This is a genomic window from Pseudomonas sp. AN-1 (assembly GCF_034057115.1).
GTDB lineage: Bacteria > Pseudomonadota > Gammaproteobacteria > Pseudomonadales > Pseudomonadaceae > Geopseudomonas.
Window position 1 is genome coordinate 4,221,216 of the sequence record NZ_CP139195.1, and the last position, 19,194, is coordinate 4,240,409.

Consider the following 19,194-nt stretch of genomic DNA (forward strand, 5'->3'; position numbering starts at 1 on the left):
GCTTAGTCGCCGTCGTGGGCGTTGAAGCCCAGCTGGATGCCCAGCGCCTTGGCCAGCTCGGCCTCGTGCAGGCGGTGCAGGGTGCCGAGGCTGTCGTACAGCTGGCCGAGGCTGGCGCGGCCGGCCTCGTCGGCGAGCAGCACGCCGAGCGGCTGGCCGAGGGCGGCGATGCGCTGGCGGGTCTCGTGGTAGGCGGCGTCGATGCGGGTGGCCAGGTCGGCCTGCTCCTTGCCCAGCAGGCCGCGCACGCCTTCGCGCCACAGGCTCTCGGCGCTGGCCAGGCTGGCGTCGATCAGCGCCAGCGAGGCGCCGCTGCGCCAGGCTTCCGCCTGGTAGGGCTGCGGCGGCTTGCCGCCGAGCGGCAGCGGGGTGTTGAGCTTGCGCTTGAGGCCGTCGAGGGCGCCGACCTGGGCGCGCAGCAGCTCGGCGACGGCCTCGCGGCCCTCGGCGTAGCGGGTGTTGGGGAAGCTCTTGAGCTGCGCGGCCAGCCCCTGTTCGCCCAGCCAGCTACCCAGCACCTGGGCCGAGAGGGCCTGCTGGTGGCTGCCGATGGCCAGCAGCAGCGGGCAGTAGCGGCGCTTCTGCTCGAGGTTGGCGAGGTCGATGTCCTGGTCGAACAGCAGGTATTCGTAGGCGCTCAGCCCCTGCACCACCACGCTGGCCTTCTCCAGCTCGGCCTGCCTGAGCTGCGGGGTCTTGTCGAGCAGGGCTTCGACCTGGCGGGCCACCAGGTTCTTCTTGTCCGGCCAGAACTGCACCTGCCAGGCCAGGTTGCCCTCGCCGAGCGGGCCGACGGCCAGCGGCTGCAGGGCGGCCCAGGCGCCGTGGGCGGTGAGGTAGGCCTGGCGGGCGGCGGCCAGGTCCTGCTCGCCGGCGCAGAAGGCCCGGGCGCTGTCGGCCAGCTGGCGGTCGCTGTCGGTCCAGCGGGTGTAGGCGGGCAGCAGTACGCCGTCGGTGAGCGCGGCGCTGGCGGCAGCGAAGGGCTCGGCCTTCGGCTTGGGCGGCTCGCCGTTCGAGCAGCCGGCCAGCAGGGCCAGCAGGGACAGGGAGAGCAGGGCGGGGCGCAGCATCGATTGCTCCTTAGAGGGAATTGAGGAAGGCCAGCAGGGCGGCGCGCTGGCCGGCGTCGAAGGCGATCACCGCCTGGCGGGCGCCTTCGGCCTCGCCGCCGTGCCAGAGGATGGCCTCCAGCAGGTTGCGCGCGCGGCCGTCGTGGAGGAAGCGGGTGTGGCCGTTGACCGTCTCGGTCAGGCCGATGCCCCACAGCGGCGGGGTGCGCCATTCGCGGCCGCTGGCCTGGAATTCGGGGCGATTGTCCGCCAGACCGTCGCCCATGTCATGCAGCAGCAGGTCGCTGTAGGGGCGGATCAGCTGGCCGGCCAGCTCCGGCTCGGCGGCGTCCGCCGCAGTGGTGAAACTCGGCGTGTGGCAGGCCTGGCAGCCGGCCTGGTGGAACAGGCCCTTGCCGGCGAGCACCTGCGGGTCGTCGACCTGGCGCCGCGCCGGCACCGCGAGGTTGCGGGTATAGAACAGCACCTGGGCGAGGATGTGCGCGCTGACTTCCGGTGTGCCGCCGTCGGGCAGCGCCCGGCAGTCCAGCTGGCTCTCGGTGCAGCTGCTGCCGGCCAGCAGCGGGGTGGACAGGCCCATGTCGTTGAAGAAGGCGTCGGCGTTCTGCTGGTTGAGCGACGGCTGGCCGGCCTTCCAGCCGAAGCGGCCGAGGCGGGTGCTTTGGGTCTCGTGGTCCCAGACCCGGTTGGGCCGGCCGGAAATGTCGTCGCCGTCGCGATCGTCGGGGTCGGCGTTGGCGAGGATTGCCGCCTCGGGGATCGCCTCGAGCAGGCCCAGGCCGATCATCGGCGGCGCCACGCGCAGGGAGAACAGGGTATCGGGATGCAGCGCGCCGTAGCCCAGCTGGCTGAGCTGCAGCTCGGGGCGCTGCAGCTCGACGCGGCTGCCGTCCCTGAGTGTGACCAACTCGGTGGTGTAGCGCACCCGCACCTTGCCTTCCGGCGCTATGCCGGGAATGGCGGCGTCCTGCAGCTGGCCGCCGTAGACCGGCTCGGGGATCAGCCCCTGGCGCTCGAGCAGGGCCTCCTGGCCGCTCTGCGCCGGGATCGACAGGCGCACCAGGCTGGACACCGCGTTGTCCGCGGCGCTGCCCGGCGGATGGCCGCGGCCGTCCTTGATGTGGCAGTTCTGGCAGGCGTTGGTGTTGAACAGCGGGCCGAGGCCGTCGCGGGCGTCGGTGGAGGCCGGGGCGATCACCCAGGGGTTGCGGAAGAAGCTGTTGCCGACGCTGAAGTCCAGGCGGCGGCTGGGCGAGAGGTTGGCCGAGGGCAGCGAGAAGGCGTTCTGGTCGGCCTTGCGGACCGTGGCGGCGCCGCCGGACAGCGCCTCGCCGGGTTCGGCGGCGCTGAAGCGTGGCGTCTCGGGTTGCTCGCAGCCGGCCAGCAGCAGGCTCAGGGCCAGTGCGCCGAGGGGGCGCAGGACAGGCAGGACGGGCATGGCGGTGAAACTCCCGGGGGGACCGAACGGTGCGATAGTGTAACAGCGCGTTTCGGTGCAAATAAGAGTTTTTTTCATTTGGCCGGCAGCCTGGCGGGCGCCAGGGCACGGCCGTTGGAGCTGTCGGGGGCTGCCGCGCCGCTACCGAGGCAGGAGGCGGCGGGAGCCGGGGCCTGAGCCCCGCGCTCCCGCCGGAGGCGGCTCAGAACTGGTGGTCGGCGGTATCCGGGTTGAGGTCGCTGATGCCCAGCTTGCCGGCGGCCTGCTCGATGCTGGCGGTCTGCTTGACCAGCGCGGCGATGCCGTCGCGGATGATCTGCTGGCCGGCGGTGTTGTCGGCGGCGATCAGCTGGTCGAAGTGCACGCCGTCCTTCTCGGCGCTGTCCACCAGCTTCTGCAGGGCGGCCTGGGTGGCGTCCAGGTCGGCCTTCAGCGCGCTGTCGGCCGCGGCGTCGGCCTGGGCCACCAGCGAGGACAGGCTCGGGCCGCCCAGCAGGCTGCCGTCGACGCGGCGGTACTCGCCGAGGTAGACGTTGCGGATGCCCAGGGCGTTGAAGAAGTGCGAGTTGTGGGTGTTGTCGCTGAAGCAGTCGTGCTCGTCCTCGGTGGAGTTGGCCTCCAGCGCCACCTTCATGCGCTCGCCGGCCAGCTCGCCCAGCGACAGGCTGCCCATGCCGAACAGCATCTTGCGCAGGCCGTTGTCGGCCGGTTCGGCCTCCAGCCTGGCGCGGTAGTTGTCGGCCACGCCGGCCTGCCACTGGCCGGCCATGTATTCGAGGTCGCTGACCAGCAGGGCGGTGGCGGCCTTGAGGTACTCGCGGCGGCGCTCGTTGTGGCCGCCGGTGGCGCCTTCGCCGACCAGGTAGTCGCTGGCCGGGCGGTTGCCTGCACCCGGCTGGCTGCCGTTGAGATCCTGGCCCCAGAGCAGGAACTCGATGGCGTGGTAGCCGGTGGCGACGTTGGCTTCCGAGCCGCCCAGTTCGTTGAGGCTGGCCAGTAGCTCGCCGGTGATGGTGCTGGCGTCGAGCTTGTCCTCGCCGACCTGGATTTCGGGGTTGGCGATGAGGTTGGCGGTGGCGCCGGGGTTGCCGAGGGCGTGCTGGTAGTCCTTGGCCACGTAGTCGATCAGGCCCTCGTCCAGCGGCCAGGCGTTGAGCTGGCCTTCCCAGTCGTCGACCACCGGGTTGCCGAAGCGGAACACCTCGCTCTGCATGTAGGGCGTGCGCGCGGCCATCCAGGCCTCGCGGGCCGCCTTGAGGGTGGCCTCGTTCGGGGTGGCGAGCAGGGCGTCGACCGCCTGCTGCAGGGCCTTGGCAGTGCCGAGGGCGTCGCTGAACACCGCGGAGGCCAGCTCGGCGTAGTGGCCGACCACCGCCTTGGCCGCGGCCGGGTCAACATTCGCGACCGGTGCGGCGGCCGACACCTGCGGGGCAGCGGCCGGGGCGGCGCTCTGCGCCGGCGCCTCGACTTTCTTGTCCTCGCCGCAGCCGGCGAGGGCGATGGACAGGGCGAGCAGGCTGGTGGCGACCAGGGGGAAACGGGGCATGGAGCGATCCTTGTGTGGGCAGCGGGTAGCAGCTGAGAGATGGTTTCGAAACATAATGCGAAATATTCGCATCGATGGGAAGGGCTGTCGTGCGCCGTCGGGCGATGCTGCGCGGCTGTGCGGCGCCGCGCGCCGTGCCCGGTGGGCTCCCGTTATACTGGCGGCCACTTCACAGGGAGTCCCGCGCATGAGTCCGAGTACCGTCGCCATTCTGGTGGTCATCGTCCTGCTGGCCGGCTACGCCGTGCAGATCTACAACGCCCTGGTGCGCCTCAAGCACGGGGTGGGCAAGGCCTGGTCGAACATCGACGTGCTGCTGCGCCAGCGCCACGAGGAGCTGCCCAAGCTGGTGGAGACCTGCCGGCAGTACATGCAGCACGAGCGTGGCACCCTGGAGGCGGTGATCGCCGCGCGCAGCGCGGTGGCCGCGGCGCGCGAGCAGGGCGACGTCGCCGCCCTCGGCCGCGCCGAGAGCGGCCTGCGCGTGGGCCTCGGCCAGCTGTTCGCGCTGGTGGAGAACTACCCGCAGCTCAAGGCCAACGAGAGCTTCCAGCACCTGCAGCAGCGCATCACCGGGCTGGAGAACGGCATCGCCGATCGCCGCGAGCTGTACAACGAGTCGGTCAACCTCAACAACGTGCGCATCGAGCAGTTCCCCGACGTGCTGGTCGCCCGCCTGTTCGGCTTCGGGGCCGCCGAGCTGCTGCAGTTCAGCGAGGCGGAGAAGGCCGACGTCGACCTCAGGCAGCTGTTCGGCTGATGGCCGTCGATCCGGGCCAGCTGCTGGCCCTCGGCATGGCCGGCGCGGCCAGCGTCGGCGGTGGCTGGTGGTGCCTGCGCCGCCTCGGCCAGGCGCGCCTGCTGGAGGACATGCCGACCTCGCGGATCCGCTCGGCGGCGCAGGGCTACGTCGAGCTGTACGGCGTGCTGCGCGACGGCCCGGGCGAGCCGCTCGTGGCCCCGCTGACCGGCATGCCGTGCCGCTGGTGGCGCTATCGCATCGAGGAGTACCGCGAGAACGGCAAGCACAAGTCCTGGCGGGTGGTGGAGTCGGCCAGCAGCGAGGGCTGGCTGGCCCTCGAGGATGCTTCGGGGCAGTGTCTGATCAATCCGCTCGGCGCCGAGGTGCGGCCGCTGCACCGCCAGGTATGGCACGGCGACCAGCGCCACCCGCGCCACGCCCCGGCGCACGGCCTGCTCGGCAGCCTGCTGAACATGGGGCGGCGCTACCGCTATGTCGAGGAGCGCCTGCACGCCGGCGATCCGCTGTACGCCCTTGGCGAGTTCCGCACCAGCGGCGGCGGTCGCCAGGGGCTCGACCTGGCCGCGGCCCAGGCGGCGCTGGTGCGCGAGTGGAAGCAGGATTTCCAGGGCCTGCTGGGGCGCTTCGACCGCGATGGCGACGGCCGGCTGAGTGAGCAGGAGTGGCGCCTGGTGCGCCTGGCCGCGCAGCTGGAGGCGGAGGATCGCCACGCCCAGGCCAGCCGGGCGCCGGAGCAGAACCACCTGCGCCGCCCGCCGGAGGGCCTGCCGTTCCTGCTCTCCTGCAAGGGCGAGGACGAGCTGGCGCGCACCTTCCGCTGGCAGGCGCTGGGCGGCGCGCTGCTCTGCCTGGGCGGGGCGCTGGCCGTGACCTGGCTGCTGCGCCAGGGCGGCTGAGGTCGCTCAGCACAGGCGGCCCAGCGGCCGGCCGGTTGCCCCCTGGGCCGCGCGGCGCAGGGCGTTGCTCAGGTACTGGGTCACCTCGAAGGCCGGCAGCGGCCGGCAGTACAGGTAGCCCTGGCCCTCGTCGCAGCCGTGGGCGAGCAGGTAGGCCTCCTGCTCCGCGGTTTCCACGCCCTCGGCGATCACCTGCATGTCCAGGTTGTGCGCCAGCTGGATGATGGCATGGGCGATGATGGCGTCGTCCTGGTTGCGTGGCAGGTCGCGCACGAAGCTGCGGTCGATCTTGATCTTGTCCAGCGGCAGGCTCTTCAGGTAGCTCAGCGACGAGTAGCCGGTGCCGAAGTCGTCGACCGCCAGCAGCACCTTGGCCAGGCGCAGGCTGTTGAGCTGCTGGGCGGCCTGGGCGACGTTGGTCATCAGCCCGGTCTCGGTCACTTCCAGCTCGAGGCTGTAGGGTGGCAGGCCGTAGCGCTGGATCAGGCCGAGCACCTGGCGCGGCAGTTTCTCGCTGCGCAGCTGCGCGGTGGACAGGTTGATCGCCACGCGCAGCCCTTCCAGGCCCTGGGCGTGCCAGTCGCGCAACTGGCGACAGGCCCGCTCCAGCACCCAGTCGCCGATCTCGAGGATCAGCCCGCTCTGCTCGGCCAGCGGGATGAACTGGTCCGGTGGCACGAAGCCCAGCTGCGGATGGCGCCAGCGCAGCAGCGCCTCGACGCCGACCACCCGCTGCGCGGCCCCGGCGACCTGCGGCTGGTAGTACAGCTCCAGCTGCTCGCTGTGCAGGGCCTGGCGCAGGTCCTGCTCGAGCTGGCGGCGCCGGCGGATCTCGCGGTCGAGGCTGGCGATGAAGAACTGGTAGCGCTGGCGGTTGCCCTGCTTGGCCAGGGTCAGGGTCTGCTCGGCGCGCTGCAGCAGGCGCTCGCCGTCGTCGCCGTCGTCCGGATACAGGGTGATGCCGATGGTGGCGCCGAGGCGGATCTGCTGGTCGCCGATGGTCTGCGGGCTGGACAGCGCATCGAGCACCTGCTGGGCCAGTTCGGCGACCTCGTAGCCGTGCTGGAAGGCGATCTGCACCAGGGCGAACTGGTCGCCGCCCAGGCGCGCCAGGCCGGCCAGGCGGTTGTCGAGGGTGCGCAGGCGCTCGGCGACGGTGACCAGCAGGCGGTCGCCGGCCTGGTAGCCGTACTTCTCGTTGAGACTGTTGAAGTCGTCGAGCCCCAGGCACAGCACCGCCACGCGTCCCTGGCTGCGGTTGGCCTCGCGCAGCAGGCGGCCGAGCTGCTGCTGTAGCAGCGGCCGGCCGGGCAGCCCGGTGAGCTGGTCGAGCTGGCTCATGCGCTGCAGGTTGCTCTCCGCCTCGCGGCGCCGGCTCTGGTGGTGGGCGATGGCGGCGAGCAACTGGTTGGCGCGCGCGACCCACTGGCCGAGTTCGTCGCATTCGTGGCCGCGCAGCGGCGGCAACTGGTGCTCGCCCGGGCGCTCCGGGTCGATGCGCGTCAGGTTGCCGAGCAGGCGCGCCAGCGGCAGGGTCAACTGGCGGCGGCACAGCCAGAACAGCGTCAGGCCCAGCAGCAGGATGAACACCAGGCTGCTGGCGAGCTGGAAGCGCACGCCGGCGACGAAGCGCTCGGCCAGGTGGCTGCTGTCGAGGGTGAGGGCCAGCTCGCCGCAGGGCTCCTGCCTGAGCGTCGGGCAGCGCAGGCGCAGGCTGAAGGGCTGCGGCGGGCCGAACAGCTCGGCGGCTAAGCCGGGCGCGGCAGGTGCCGGCTGGGTGCGCTGCTCGCCGGCCAGCGGGGTGCCGTGTCCGTCGCGCAGGCTGGCGCGCAGCACGCCCGGGTGTTGCAGCAGGCCGGCCACCAGCTGTTCGGCGAGGCGGCGATCCTCGCGGAAGCTGGCCAGGGCCGCGCCCTCGCGGAACATGCCGAGCAGTTGCCGGCCCTCGGCGCGGATGGCCTGGCGGCTCAGCTGCAGGTCGTGGGCGATCTGCGCGCTGCTGAACAGCAGGCCGAGCGCGACTGCCGCCAGCAGGATGAAGCCGAGCAGGCGCTGCGAGAGGCTTTTCTGGACGTCTGGCGGCACGGGAGGACGTTTCCTTGTTTGGCGCTTCCGGTTGCGCGAAGCCGCACAGAGTATTCGGATTTGCCGCGCGAGCGTCAAAGGGGGCGGGGCCGACGGCGTGCCGGCGGGCGCCGGGCAAAAACGCAGAAGCCCGGCCGGGGCCGGGCTTCTGCGTGACGGTCAGGTGACTCAGGCGGCGTAGTTGGCGGCCACGAAGTCCCAGTTGACCAGGTTCCAGAACGCCTCGACGTACTTCGGACGCAGGTTGCGGTAGTCGATGTAGTAGGCGTGTTCCCAGACGTCGCAGGTCAGCAGCGGGGTGTCGCCGCTGGTCAGCGGGCAGCCGGCGCCGATGGTGCTGGCCAGGGCCAGGGAGCCGTCGGCCTTCTTCACCAGCCAGGCCCAGCCGGAACCGAAGGTGCCGATGGCGACCTTGGTGAACTCGGCCTTGAAGTTATCGAAGGAGCCGAAGGTGGCGTTGATGGCGTCGGCCAGGGCGCCGGTGGGCTGGCCACCGCCGTTGGGCTTCAGGCCGTTCCAGTAGAAGGTGTGGTTCCACACCTGGGCCGCGTTGTTGAAGATGCCACCGGTGGAGGTCTTGACGATCTCTTCCAGGGTCTTGCCTTCGAATTCGGTACCCGGGATCAGGTTGTTCAGGTTGACCACGTAGGTGTTGTGGTGCTTGCCGTAGTGGTATTCCAGGGTCTCGGCGGAAATGTGCGGCTCGAGGGCGTTCTTCTCGTAAGGCAGCGGCGGCAGTTCGAAAGCCATGGTTTCTCTCCCTATCATCATCAGGTATGTGCGAGCGCAAGGTGCGCGCGACCCGGCTCGTGGGCCGGTCTGGCAGCTCCCCTGCAACGGAGCTGCCGCAGCGCTATGGCGCGCCGTCGGCCCCGAATCATAGCACCCACCCCCTGCCTTATCCACGCAGCAGCCGTGGGGTTATGCGGCCCAGAGCGGCCGCGCCAGCTGCACCGCCATCGCCAGCATCATGCTCGCCACGCCGAGGTCGATCAGCCGCCAGGTGGTCGGTCGCGCCAGCCAGGGAGCCAGGCGGGCGGCGCCGAGGGCGAGGGTGGCGAACCACAGCAGCGAGGCGCTGGCGGCGCCGAGGGCGTAGGCGCCGGGGACTGCCTGCTGGGCGCCGAGCGAGCCGATCAGCAGCACGGTGTCGAGGTAGACGTGCGGGTTGAGCAGGGTCACGGCGAGGGCGGCGAGCAGCACCGCGCGGCGCGAGCGCGGCAGGGCGTCGCCGGCGCCGGCCAGGCCCTGGCTGGTCCAGGCGCGGCGCAGCGCCTGGCTGGCGTACCAGAGCAGGAAGGCGATGCCGCCCCAGCGGGCGACGGCCAGCAGCAGCGGGCTCTGTGCCAGCAGGCTGGCCAGGCCGAACACCCCGGCGGTGATCAGCAGGGCGTCGCACAGCACGCAGAGCGCGGCCACCGTCAGGTGGTGCTCGCGGCGCAGGCTCTGGGCGAGGACGAAGGCGTTCTGCGCGCCGATGGCCACGATCAGGCCGGCCGTGACCAGCAGGCCGTTGCTGTAACTCTGCCACATCTCGGGAACTCCACCAGGGTAGACAAGGATGTGGCCACTCTAGGCAGCGCGGATGTATAAGAGAAACGAATACTGCTGATCAGGCATTAGGTAAATCGATATGTTCGACTACAAGCTGCTCGCTGCCCTGGCCACCGTGGTGGAGCAGGCCGGCTTCGAGCGCGCCGCGCAGCGCCTGGGGCTGTCGCAGTCGGCGGTGTCGCAGCGCATCAAGCTGCTGGAGATGCGCCTCGGCCAGCCGGTACTGGTGCGCAGCACGCCGCCGCAGCCGACCGAGCTGGGCCAGCGGCTGCTCAACCACGTGCAGCAGGTGCGCCTGCTCGAGGGCGACCTGCAGCAGCTGGTGCCGGCGCTGGACGAGGAGGGCGGGGCGGAGCGCCTGCGCGTGGCGCTGAGCGCCGACAGTCTGGCGACCTGGTGGGCGGAGGCGGTCAGCGACTACTGCAGCGAGTCCGGCGTGCTCCTCGACCTGCTGGTGGAGGACCAGGCGGTGGGCCTCAAGCGCATGCGCGCCGGCGAGGTGGCCGCCTGCCTGTGTTCCAGCCCCCGGCCGGTGGCCGGCGCGCGCGCCCTGGCGCTGGGGGCGATGCGCTACCGCGCGATGGCCAGCCCGGCGTTCATCGCCCGTCATCTGGCCGGCGGGGTCAGCGGCGAGCGGCTGGCGCGGGTGCCGGCCATCGTCTTCGGCCCGGACGACCGTCTGCAGCACCGCTTCCTGGCCGCACTCGGCGTGGAGGGCGGCTTCCTCCACCATCTGTGCCCGTCGTCGGAAGGCTTCGTGCGCATGGCCGAGGCGGGGCTCGGCTGGGGGCTGATCCCCGAGCTGCAGGTGGCCGAACAGCTGGCCAGCGGACGCTTGCGGGAGGTGCTGCCGGAGCGGCCGGTCGACGTGCCGCTGTACTGGCACAGCTGGCGCCTGGGCGGCGAGCGCCTGGACAGCCTCACCCGCCATGTCGAGCGCACCGCGCGGCACTGGCTGGTGGCCCTGCCGGGCGCCTGAGGCGCCGGGGGTCAGACGTAGATGCGCTGGCCGCGGTAGATGCGCACCTGGCGCTCCTCGGTCGGGCCCGGTGCGTCGGCTTCCGGCGTCGGAATCTGGCCACGGTACAGCGGACGCTTGCGGGCCGCTTCCTCGCCTTCCGGCGTGCCGGCCAGTTCGGCCAGCTGCGCGCCGAGGCGGCGGGTTTCCATCGAGTCGCTGCGCTCGCAGGCGGCGAGCAGGGCGCTGATCACGTCGCTCTGGCTGAGGTGGATGTCGGTCCCCAGTTCCTCGCGCAGGCGGCGGCGCAGCTTCTGCATGCAATCGAGGGTGGCCTTGTTCAGTTCCATGGGGGTCTCCTTGACGCGGTCCGGGGTTTCCCGGGATCAAGCAAGCCCCATACCAGAATTCCCGAGCGCAACTCTGCGCTTTGCCGCCGCCGGCCGGGCCGGGCAAGCTTCGTTGCGGTGCAACATGCACCGTAAGCGAGCGTCAGCCGGTGGCTGCCGGGGCGCCGTATAATGGGCGAGCCGATTTCCCTTTCCCCACAGGTTGTGCCGGTATGCGTAACGATGCCCTCGACGAGCTGGACGAACTTCCCAGCCTGACCCCCGATGTCCGGATGCCGCCGGACAGCCGGCGCGAAGCGTCGGCCAGCGCCGAGGCGCGAGCACCGCAGCTGGCCGCGGCCGCGCCGCGCGGGCGCGGCAGCCGCGCCCCGTGGCTGCTGTCCGCCCTGCTGCTGGCCGCGCTGGCCGGCCTCGGCTGGTGGAGCCAGCAGCAGCTGGCGCGTCTGGAGCAGCAGCTGGTGGCGACCCAGGAGAGCTTCGCGCGGATCAGCGAGGATGCCGCCGGGCGCCTGAAGGACATCTCCGGCAAGGTGGTGGCCACCGAGTCCAGCGTCACCAGCGAGAGCGAGGCGCTCAAGCTGCGCATCAAGCAGATGGAGGGCCGTCTGGCCCAGCTCGGCAAGCAGCAGCAGAGCGCGAGCGAGCAGCTCGACGGCCAGGAGCGCAAGCTGGAGCAGCTGCGCGGCGAGTTGAAGAGCCAGCGCGGGGCTGCCGAGCAGCTGGCTGCCGCGCTCAGGGAGCAGCAGGGCAGCGCCAGCCAGCTGGCCGCGGCTCTGAAGGAGCAGCAGGGCGGGCTGAGCAGCCTGGATGGCCGGCTCAAGGGGCTGGCCGAGGAGCAGGCGGCGCTGAAGGCGGCGCAAGGCCAGGCGAACCAGCTGGAAGGGCGCCTGCAGGGCCTGGCCGGCGACGTCGCACTGCTGAAGAAGCAGGGCAATCCCGCGCCGGCGATCAAGCGCCTCGAGGACGACCTGCTGGTGCTGCGCAGCCAGCTGGACAGCCGCCCGGCCGCCGCGGTAGCTGGCACTGCCGAACTGGACGCCTTCCGCGCGCAGATGACCCGCAACATCACCACCCTGCAGGCGCAGGTGCAGAACCTGCAGCAGCAGCTCAACGCCCGCTGAGTGCGGCGTGCAGAACAAAGCCCCGGCTGCCGCTGGCAACCGGGGCTTTTTCGTCGGCGTGGGTATTACAGGGTCGGGTAGTCGATGTAGCCGGCCGGGCCGGCCGCGTAGAAGGTGCTGCTGTCCGCCGCGTTCAGCGGCGCATCGGCGGCCAGGCGCGCCGGCAGGTCGGGGTTGGCGATGAACGGGATGCCGAAGGCCACCGCATCGGCCTTGCCCTCGTTCAGCCAGCGCTCGGCCTGCGCCCTGGTGAAGCGCTCGTTGGCGATGTACACGCCGCCGAACGCCTGCTTGAGCTGCGGGCCGAGGCTGTCGGCGGCCTCGTGTTCGCGGGCGCAGATGAAGGCGATGCCGCGCCTGCCCAGCTCGCGGGCGACGTAGGTGAAGGTCGCGGCGCGGTTGGAATCGCCCATGTCGTGGGCGTCGGCGCGCGGTGCCAGGTGCATGCCGACGCGGCCCGGCCCCCACACGCCGATGCAGGCGTCGGTGACTTCCAGCAGCAGCCGCGCGCGGTTCTCCAGCGAGCCGCCGTACTGGTCGCTGCGCCGGTTGGTGCTGTCCTGCAGGAACTGGTCGAGCAGGTAGCCGTTGGCGCCGTGGATCTCCACGCCGTCGAAGCCGGCGGCCCTGGCGTTCTCCGCGCCCTGGCGGTAGGCCGCGACGATGCCGGCGATTTCCGCCGTCTCCAGCGCGCGCGGGGTGACGTACTCGCGCTTGGGACGGACCAGGCTGACGTGGCCCCTGGGCTGCACCGCGCTGGGCGCCACCGGCAGTGCGCCGTCCAGGTAGCAGGGATCGGAGATGCGTCCGACGTGCCACAACTGCAGGAAGATGCGCCCGCCGGCGGCATGCACCGCGGAGGTGACGTTCTTCCAGCCCAGCACCTGCTCCGCCGACCAGATGCCGGGGGTGTCCGGGTAGCCGACGCCCGTCGGCGTCACCGCGGTGGCCTCGCTGATGATCAGCCCGGCGCTGGCGCGCTGCACGTAGTACTCGGCCATCAGCGCACCGGGCACCCGACCGGGCTCGGCGCGGCAGCGGGTCAGCGGGGCCATGATGATGCGGTTGGGCAACTGCAGGTCGCCCACCTGGAGGGGATCGAACAGGGTCGGCATTGTCGGTGTCCTTGCGCGGGGAAGGGGCTCCCATACTACCGGCTGGCGGAGCAGGGGGTTAAGCTGGGGGCATGAACTACCTTGCCCACCTGCACCTCGGCGGCGCGCAGCCGGCGCAGCTGCTCGGCAGCCTGTATGGCGACTTCGTCAAGGGGCCGCTGGGCGGGTGCTTCGCCCCGGAGGTCGAGGCCGCCATCGGCCTGCACCGGCGCATCGACGCCTTCACCGACCGCCATCCGCAGGTGCGGCTGGCGGTGGCGCGCTTTCCCGCCGAGCGGCGGCGCTACGCCGGCATCCTCCTCGACCTGTTCTTCGACCACTGTCTGGCCAGCCACTGGGGCGACTACGCCGACGAGCCGCTGCAGTGCTTCAGCGCGCGGGTGTACGGCGTGCTGGCCGCCGAGGCCGAGCTGCCCGGGCGCCTGGCGCTGATCGCCCCGCGCATGGCCGAACAGGACTGGCTGGGCAGCTACCGCGAGTTCGCCGTGCTGGAGCGGGTGCTGCTGAACATGCAGCGGCGCCTGTCGCGCCCGGAAAGCCTGGACGGCGCGCTGGCCGAGCTGGCGCGCCTGTATCCCTGGCTGCTCGACGACTTCCGCGCCTTCTATCCCGAACTGATCGCCTTCGCCCGCGCCGCGCGCACGGCCTGACTCAGGCCGCCTCCCGCTCGTCCTGCGCCTCGGCGGGGCAGACTACAGCGGCGATCGCCGAATGGGCGCGGCGCGCCAGTTCGCTGCGGGTGAGTCCGGCCACGGCGATCGGTTCCAGCAGGGTGACTTCCACCACCGCCCGTTCGGCGCTCAGCAGGCGCAGCAGGTGTGCCGGCAGCTCGTCGTCGCCGACGAAGGGCGCCAGCGCGTCGCGGGCGCCGGCGCGCCGGTAGCGCAGCGCCACCGGCTGCACGGCGGCGCCGCTGTCGACGGCGGCGGCGAGCAGGCGCGGGTGGAAGCGCAGCACGCCGCTGCCGTCGGAGCTGGTGCCCTCGGGGAAGATCGCCAGGTGGTGGCCGTGCTGCAGGTGGCCGGCCAGCTGGCGGCCGAGGTCCAGGCTGTCGCCGCCGCCGCGGCGGATGAACAGGGTGCCGGCCTGGCGCGCCAGCCAGCCGGCCAGCGGCCAGGCGGCCACCTCGGCCTTGGCGAGGAACGACAGCGGGCGCAGGGCGCCGAGCACGGCGATGTCGACCCAGGACACGTGGTTGGCCAGCCACAGCACCGGCGTGTCCGGCAGCCAGCCGCGCACCTGCACGCTGAACGGCAGGGCGGCCTGCAGGCGGCGCATGAGGCGCCAGGTCAGGCGCTGGCGCAGTGCCATGGGCGCGCCGCCGAGGCGCTCGCGCAGGCCGACCCAGGCGCCCAGCAGTGCGCCCTCGGCGAGCACGGCGAACAGGCGCAGCAGGCGTGCATACAGGCGCAGGCGGTGCATCAGCCGGCCGCCTTGAAGTGGCGGGCGTAGCGCGGGCACAGTTCGTCGCGCTTGAGCAGGATGAACACGTCGGCGACCTGGAAGTCCGGGTCCCAGCACGGCTCGCCGCAGATCTTCGCGCCCAGGCGCATGTAGGCCTTGAGCAGCGGCGGCAGCTCGGCGATGAGGTTGTCCGGCACCGCCAGCTCCGGCAGCGGCTGGCGCGGTTCGGCGCGCAGGTGCTCGGTGCACAGGTGGCGCTCGCGCAGGCGCTGCATCACCGCACGGGCCTGGATGCCGCCGTCGCGCATGGGGATGCTGGCGCAGCCCAGCAGGTAGCGGTAGCCGCCCTCGTTGAGGATCTCCGCCAGTGCGCCCCACAGCACGGCGATGGTGGCGCCGTTGCGGTAGGCGGCGGCGACGCAGGTGCGGCCGATCTCCAGGGTCGGCCCCTCGAGCCGGCCGAGGCCGTGCAGGCGGAATTCGCCCTCGCTGTAGTAGCGGCCCAGTTTGCGCGCGGTGTGGTGGTCGAGCAGGCGGGTGGTGGCGACCAGCTCGCCGCTGGCCAGGTCGCGCACGCCCAGATGGCTGCAGTGGACGTCGAAGCCGTCGCAGTCCAGGCCCAGCTCGGCGCCTTCCAGGCGCGCGCCGAACTCCTCGCCGAACACGCGGTAGCGCAGGGCCTGGGCCTCGAACAGGGCTTCGGTGCCGTGCAGGCGCTCGGCCTGCAGGCGGCGGGTGGGGCTGGCGTCGCGGGATAGTGCAGTGGCGGACATGCAGAACCTCCGGGCAGCCGTGGCGGCCGCTGGCTTGTTGTGTGCACGGCCATGCTGGCAAGCGCGCATTGCTACCCGGTGACGCGGCGGTGATGCTTCTGTGACCGCCCGCGCAACCTGCCCGTCGCCCGCGGCGTAGAGTGGCAGCGCCTGCGGCGGCGCTGGCGCGCTTGATGCAAATCAGTGAAGTTGCAACCCGGCTCCGTTAAGCTCCGCCAAACCGAGAATTCGAGGTAGCCATGCGTCGCGAGCCCATAGTCCTGTTTGATAACGGCGCCCACCAGTGCCTGTGTTTCGATGATCTGGTCACCGGCGAAGGTGTACAGACCAACCAGTTCCTGATCGTCGACAACGAGCAATACATGCTGCTCGATCCGGGCGGCGACCTGACCTACACCCCCCTGTCGCTGGAGCTGTCCAAGCACATTCCGGTGCAGGACCTGACCTACATCTTCGCCTCGCACCAGGACCCGGACATCATCGCCGCCCTGGACAAGTGGCTGCTGCACACCAAGGCCAAGGTCATCTGCTCGCGCCTGTGGGCGCGCTTCCTGCCGCACCTGACCGCCAACTACCTGGCCGTCAGCCATGGCATCTCCACCTACGACCGCATCATCGCGCTGCCCGATCGCGGCCAGTCGCTGCCGCTGGGCAACTGCCAGCTCAAGGCGGTGCCGGCGCACTTCCTGCACTCGGTGGGCAACTTCCAGCTCTACGATCCGATCAGCAAGATCCTGTTCTCCGGCGACATGGGCGCCTCGCTGGTCGAGGATGCGCAGCCGGTCACCGACTTCGCCGCCCACCTGTCGAGCATGGAAGGCTTCCACCGCCGCTACATGGCCAGCAACAAGGTCTGCCGCCTGTGGGCCGACATGGTGCGCAAGATGGATGTCGAGATGATCGTGCCGCAGCACGGCCGTCCCTTCGTCGGCAAGGCGATGATCAACACCTTCCTCGACTGGATCGGCCAGCTCGAGTGCGGCATGGACCTGATGGGGCCGGCCGACTACACCCTGCCGCGCTGAGTCTCTGCGGCCAGACCGACGCCGGCGGCGCCTTCGGGCCCGCCGGCGTCGTCGTTTGCGGGACGGGTGTCTTGAGCCCCGACGAACGGACGGCTATGGTGCGCTGAGCCACTGTCGTCCGAGGAGCCGATGCCCAGCCCGACCATCCTGCCCCATCCCGGCGCGCCATGACCCAGACCGTCTTTCCCTGGCGCGGCGGCAACCGTTTCGAGTTGCTGATCGACGGCGAGCAGTTCTTCCCCCGCCTGCTCGCCGCCATCGAGGGCGCCGAGCGGCAGGTGGAACTGGAGCTGTATCTGGTCGAGGCCGGCGCCTGCGCCGAGCATCTGGTCGCCTGCCTGAGCGCCGCCGCCCGCCGCGGCGTGGTGGTGCGCTGTCTGTTCGACGCCTTCGGCAGCCGGCGCCTCGGCGCACGCCTGAGCACGCAGCTGCGCCAGGCCGGCGTGCAGCTGCGTCTGTACAACCCGCTCGGCTGGCGGCGTGGAGTGGCCAACTGCTACCGCGACCACCGCAAGCTGCTGCTGGTCGACGGGCAGCGCGCCTGGGTCGGCGGCACCGGCGCCACCGACGACTTCTGGCGGCCCGAGCCGGCCGGCGATCGCTGGCACGAGCTGATGGTGGAGATGGCCGGGCCGCTGGTGGCCGACTGGCAGACCCTGTTCGAGCGCCTGTGGAAGGCCTGCGACGACGACTGCGCCTGGCGCCCCCATGTGCGTCCGTCGACGCACTTGCCGCCGAGGCCGCTGCCGGGCGCCGGCCTCGGCCGGGTGGCCTACGCCGATGCCGTGCAGCACCGCGACATCCTGCACTCGCTGCTGCGCAACCTCGGCCATGCGCGTACGCGCATCTGGCTGGCCACGCCCTATTTCCTGCCCAGCTGGCGGGTGCGCAAGGCGCTGCGCAAGGCGGCCGAGCGCGGCGTCGACGTGCGCCTGCTGCTGTCCAGCCGCATCACCGACCATGCGCCGGTGCGCTTCGCCGGACAGCGCTACTACCCGCGGCTGCTGAGGAGCGGGGTGCGCATCTTCGAGTACCAGCCGCGCTTCCTGCACCTCAAGGCGGTGCTGGTCGACGACTGGCTGAGCATCGGCTCGTGCAACTTCGACCACTGGACGCTGCGCTTCAACCTGGAGGCCAATCTCGAGGCGCACGACCCGCAGCTGACCGCCGATCTCGAGGAGAGCTTCGTCGCCGACTTCGCGCAGAGCCGCGAGATCGACCTCGACGACTGGCGCGCCCGGCCGCTGGTCATGCGCGTCTCGCAGCGCCTGTGGGGCTGGCTGGATCGCCTGGTGGTCAACCTGCTCGACCGCTGGCGCTGAAAAAGGAAAACCCCGGAGGGCAGGGCCGCTCCGGGGTTTTCTTCGCGCTCGCGGAAGCTTACTTCACTTCCACTGCCAGGCTGTCGGCGATCTTCTGCTTCCAGATCTGCGGGCCGGTGATGTGCACCGACTCGCCGTTGGCATCGACCGCCACGGTGACCGGCATGTCCTTGACCTCGAACTCGTAGATCGCTTCCATGCCCAGCTCGGGGAAGGCCAGCACCTCGGCCTTCTTGATCGCCTGGGCGACCAGGTAGGCGGCGCCGCCGACGGCCATCAGGTACACGGCCTTGTTGTCGCGGATCGCGTCGATGGCGATCGGGCCGCGCTCGGACTTGCCGATCATGCCCAGCAGACCGGTCTGCTCGAGGATCTGGCGGGTGAACTTGTCCATGCGGGTCGCGGTGGTCGGGCCGGCCGGGCCGACCACTTCGTCACGCACCGGATCGACCGGGCCGACGTAGTAGATGAAGCGGCCCTTGAGGTCCACCGGCAGCTCCTGGCCGGCGTTGAGCATGTCGACCATGCGCTTGTGCGCGGCGTCGCGGCCGGTCAGCATCTTGCCGTTGAGCAGGACGGTTTCGCCCGGCTTCCAGCTCTGCACTTCTTCCGGGGTGATGGTGTCGAGGTTGACGCGGCGGGCGCTCGGGCCGGCTTCCCAGACGATTTCCGGGTAGGCGTCCAGCGGCGGCGGGGTCAGCTCGGCCGGGCCGGAGCCGTCCAGCACGAAGTGGGCGTGACGGGTGGCTGCGCAGTTGGGGATGATGCACACCGGCAGCGAGGCGGCGTGGGTCGGGTAGTCCTTGATCTTCACGTCGAGGACGGTGGTCAGGCCGCCGAGACCCTGGGCACCGATGCCCAGCTGGTTGACCTTGTCGAACAGCTCGAGGCGCAGCTCCTCGATGCGGTTCTGCGGGCCGCGCTTCTTCAGCTCATGGATGTCGATCTCTTCCATCAGCGATTCCTTGGCCAGCAGGGCGGCCTTCTCGGCGGTACCGCCGATGCCGATGCCCAGCATGCCCGGCGGGCACCAGCCGGCGCCCATTTCCGGCACGGTCTTCAGCACCCAGTCGACGATCGAGTCGGACGGGTTGAGCATGCCCATCTTCGACTTGTTCTCCGAGCCGCCGCCCTTGGCCGCGACGTCGATCTCCACGGTGTCGCCCGGGACGATCTGGTAGTGGATCACCGCCGGGGTGTTGTCCTTGGTGTTCTTGCGGGCACCGGCCGGGTCGGCCAGGATCGAGGCGCGCAGGACGTTGTCCGGGTTGTTGTAGGCGCGACGCACGCCCTCGTTGATCATGTCGTCCAGGCTCATGGTGGCGCCGTCCCACTGGACGTTCATGCCGACCTTGGCGAACACGGTGACGATGCCGGTGTCCTGGCAGATCGGACGGTGGCCGGTGGCGCACATGCGCGAGTTGATCAGGATCTGGGCGATGGAATCGCGGGCCGCCGGCGACTCCTCGCGCAGGTAGGCCTCGTGCATGGCCTGGATGAAGTCGACGGGGTGGTAGTAGGAGATGTACTGCAGGGCGTCGGCGACGCTCTGGATCAGGTCGTCTTGCTTGATCACGGCCATGGAACGCGGTCCTCTGTCAGGCGGAACTTCACGGCGCGCCACCATGGGCGGCGCAAAAATCGGCGCGGCAGTATAGCGCGCAGGGGGCGTGGCGGACACCCGCCCGCCGTCGACCTTGGTCGATTGGCGGCCAGTGGCGCGGCCGGCAGGCTCGCCCAGAAAGCAGAAGGCCGCTCGAATGAGCGGCCTCCC

At 71.1% G+C, this 19,194-nt stretch carries 18 protein-coding genes; 7 read left to right on the plus strand and 11 right to left on the minus strand.

From position 1 onward, the window contains the following. Positions 1–2: 2 nt before the first annotated feature. The 3 genes from SK095_RS19830 to SK095_RS19840 all read right to left on the minus strand — a co-directional run bounded on the left by SK095_RS19830 (position 3) and on the right by SK095_RS19840 (position 4,054). On the minus strand, positions 3–1,070 hold the full coding sequence (locus tag SK095_RS19830; protein WP_320547237.1) for an imelysin family protein: 1,068 nt from the start codon (positions 1,068–1,070) through the stop codon (positions 3–5). Positions 1,071–1,080: 10 nt separating this feature from the next. Continuing rightward, complete coding sequence (locus SK095_RS19835; protein ID WP_320547238.1) at positions 1,081–2,508, minus strand: di-heme oxidoredictase family protein; 1,428 nt, start codon at positions 2,506–2,508, stop codon at positions 1,081–1,083. Positions 2,509–2,710: 202 nt separating this feature from the next. Continuing rightward, complete coding sequence (locus SK095_RS19840; protein WP_320547239.1) at positions 2,711–4,054, minus strand: imelysin family protein; 1,344 nt, start codon at positions 4,052–4,054, stop codon at positions 2,711–2,713. 187 nt (positions 4,055–4,241) lie between these two features. Between SK095_RS19840 and SK095_RS19845 the strand changes: the two genes are divergently transcribed. Then, a complete protein-coding gene (locus SK095_RS19845; protein WP_320547240.1) occupies positions 4,242–4,814 on the plus strand; it encodes a LemA family protein in 573 nt (190 codons plus the stop codon). Further along, the gene (locus SK095_RS19850; RefSeq protein ID WP_320547241.1) at positions 4,814–5,713 is read left to right on the plus strand and encodes a GIDE domain-containing protein; all 900 of its coding nucleotides are present in this window, start codon (positions 4,814–4,816) and stop codon (positions 5,711–5,713) included. Before SK095_RS19845 ends, SK095_RS19850 begins: the two co-directional genes overlap by 1 nt. A 6-nt stretch (positions 5,714–5,719) precedes the next feature. Here the strand turns inward: SK095_RS19850 and SK095_RS19855 are convergent, their stop codons facing one another. From SK095_RS19855 to SK095_RS19865, 3 genes are all read right to left on the minus strand, one after another. After that, positions 5,720–7,798 (minus strand): putative bifunctional diguanylate cyclase/phosphodiesterase, encoded by a 2,079-nt coding sequence (locus tag SK095_RS19855; protein WP_320547242.1) that lies wholly within the window; start codon positions 7,796–7,798, stop codon positions 5,720–5,722. Between the two features lie 168 nt (positions 7,799–7,966). After that, a complete protein-coding gene (sodB, locus tag SK095_RS19860; protein WP_136488173.1) occupies positions 7,967–8,548 on the minus strand; it encodes a superoxide dismutase [Fe] in 582 nt (193 codons plus the stop codon). Positions 8,549–8,719: 171 nt separating this feature from the next. Continuing rightward, positions 8,720–9,331 carry a LysE/ArgO family amino acid transporter gene (locus tag SK095_RS19865; protein ID WP_136488172.1) on the minus strand — a complete coding sequence of 204 codons (612 nt, stop codon included), beginning with the start codon at positions 9,329–9,331 and terminating at the stop codon, positions 8,720–8,722. A 100-nt stretch (positions 9,332–9,431) separates the two neighbouring features. Here SK095_RS19865 and SK095_RS19870 point away from each other — a divergent pair, with 100 nt between their 5' ends. Continuing rightward, a complete protein-coding gene (locus SK095_RS19870) occupies positions 9,432–10,331 on the plus strand; it encodes a LysR family transcriptional regulator ArgP (protein WP_320547243.1) in 900 nt (299 codons plus the stop codon). An 11-nt stretch (positions 10,332–10,342) separates the two neighbouring features. Here SK095_RS19870 and SK095_RS19875 read toward each other — a convergent pair whose 3' ends face one another. Next, the gene (locus SK095_RS19875) at positions 10,343–10,660 is read right to left on the minus strand and encodes a hypothetical protein (protein WP_136488170.1); all 318 of its coding nucleotides are present in this window, start codon (positions 10,658–10,660) and stop codon (positions 10,343–10,345) included. Positions 10,661–10,872: 212 nt separating this feature from the next. On the opposite strand from SK095_RS19875, the gene SK095_RS19880 reads away from it, so the two are divergent. Next, entirely contained in the window at positions 10,873–11,781 is a 909-nt protein-coding gene (locus SK095_RS19880; protein WP_320547244.1) for an ATPase, read from the plus strand. 65 nt (positions 11,782–11,846) lie between these two features. Here the strand turns inward: SK095_RS19880 and SK095_RS19885 are convergent, their stop codons facing one another. Continuing rightward, positions 11,847–12,896 carry an alkene reductase gene (locus SK095_RS19885; protein WP_320547245.1) on the minus strand — a complete coding sequence of 350 codons (1,050 nt, stop codon included), beginning with the start codon at positions 12,894–12,896 and terminating at the stop codon, positions 11,847–11,849. Positions 12,897–12,967: 71 nt separating this feature from the next. On the opposite strand from SK095_RS19885, the gene SK095_RS19890 reads away from it, so the two are divergent. Next, positions 12,968–13,546: an ACP phosphodiesterase gene (locus SK095_RS19890; protein WP_320547246.1), complete on the plus strand. Its 579-nt coding sequence runs from the start codon at positions 12,968–12,970 to the stop codon at positions 13,544–13,546. 1 nt (position 13,547) lies between these two features. Here the strand turns inward: SK095_RS19890 and SK095_RS19895 are convergent, their stop codons facing one another. Both SK095_RS19895 and olsB read right to left on the minus strand, forming a co-directional pair. Next, positions 13,548–14,318, minus strand: a complete 771-nt coding sequence (locus tag SK095_RS19895; protein WP_320547247.1) for a lysophospholipid acyltransferase family protein — start codon at positions 14,316–14,318, stop codon at positions 13,548–13,550. After that, positions 14,318–15,073: an L-ornithine N(alpha)-acyltransferase gene (gene olsB, locus SK095_RS19900; RefSeq protein WP_320547248.1), complete on the minus strand. Its 756-nt coding sequence runs from the start codon at positions 15,071–15,073 to the stop codon at positions 14,318–14,320. Before olsB ends, SK095_RS19895 begins: the two co-directional genes overlap by 1 nt. A gap of 239 nt (positions 15,074–15,312) precedes the next feature. On the opposite strand from olsB, the gene SK095_RS19905 reads away from it, so the two are divergent. Beyond that, on the plus strand, positions 15,313–16,098 hold the full coding sequence (locus SK095_RS19905; RefSeq protein WP_136491484.1) for an MBL fold metallo-hydrolase: 786 nt from the start codon (positions 15,313–15,315) through the stop codon (positions 16,096–16,098). A gap of 167 nt (positions 16,099–16,265) precedes the next feature. Further along, positions 16,266–17,420 (plus strand): phosphatidylserine/phosphatidylglycerophosphate/cardiolipin synthase family protein, encoded by a 1,155-nt coding sequence (locus SK095_RS19910; protein WP_320547249.1) that lies wholly within the window; start codon positions 16,266–16,268, stop codon positions 17,418–17,420. Between the two features lie 58 nt (positions 17,421–17,478). On the opposite strand, the gene SK095_RS19915 is transcribed toward SK095_RS19910, so the two are convergent. Beyond that, a complete protein-coding gene (locus SK095_RS19915; protein WP_136491482.1) occupies positions 17,479–19,002 on the minus strand; it encodes a fumarate hydratase in 1,524 nt (507 codons plus the stop codon). Positions 19,003–19,194: the final 192 nt, after the last annotated feature.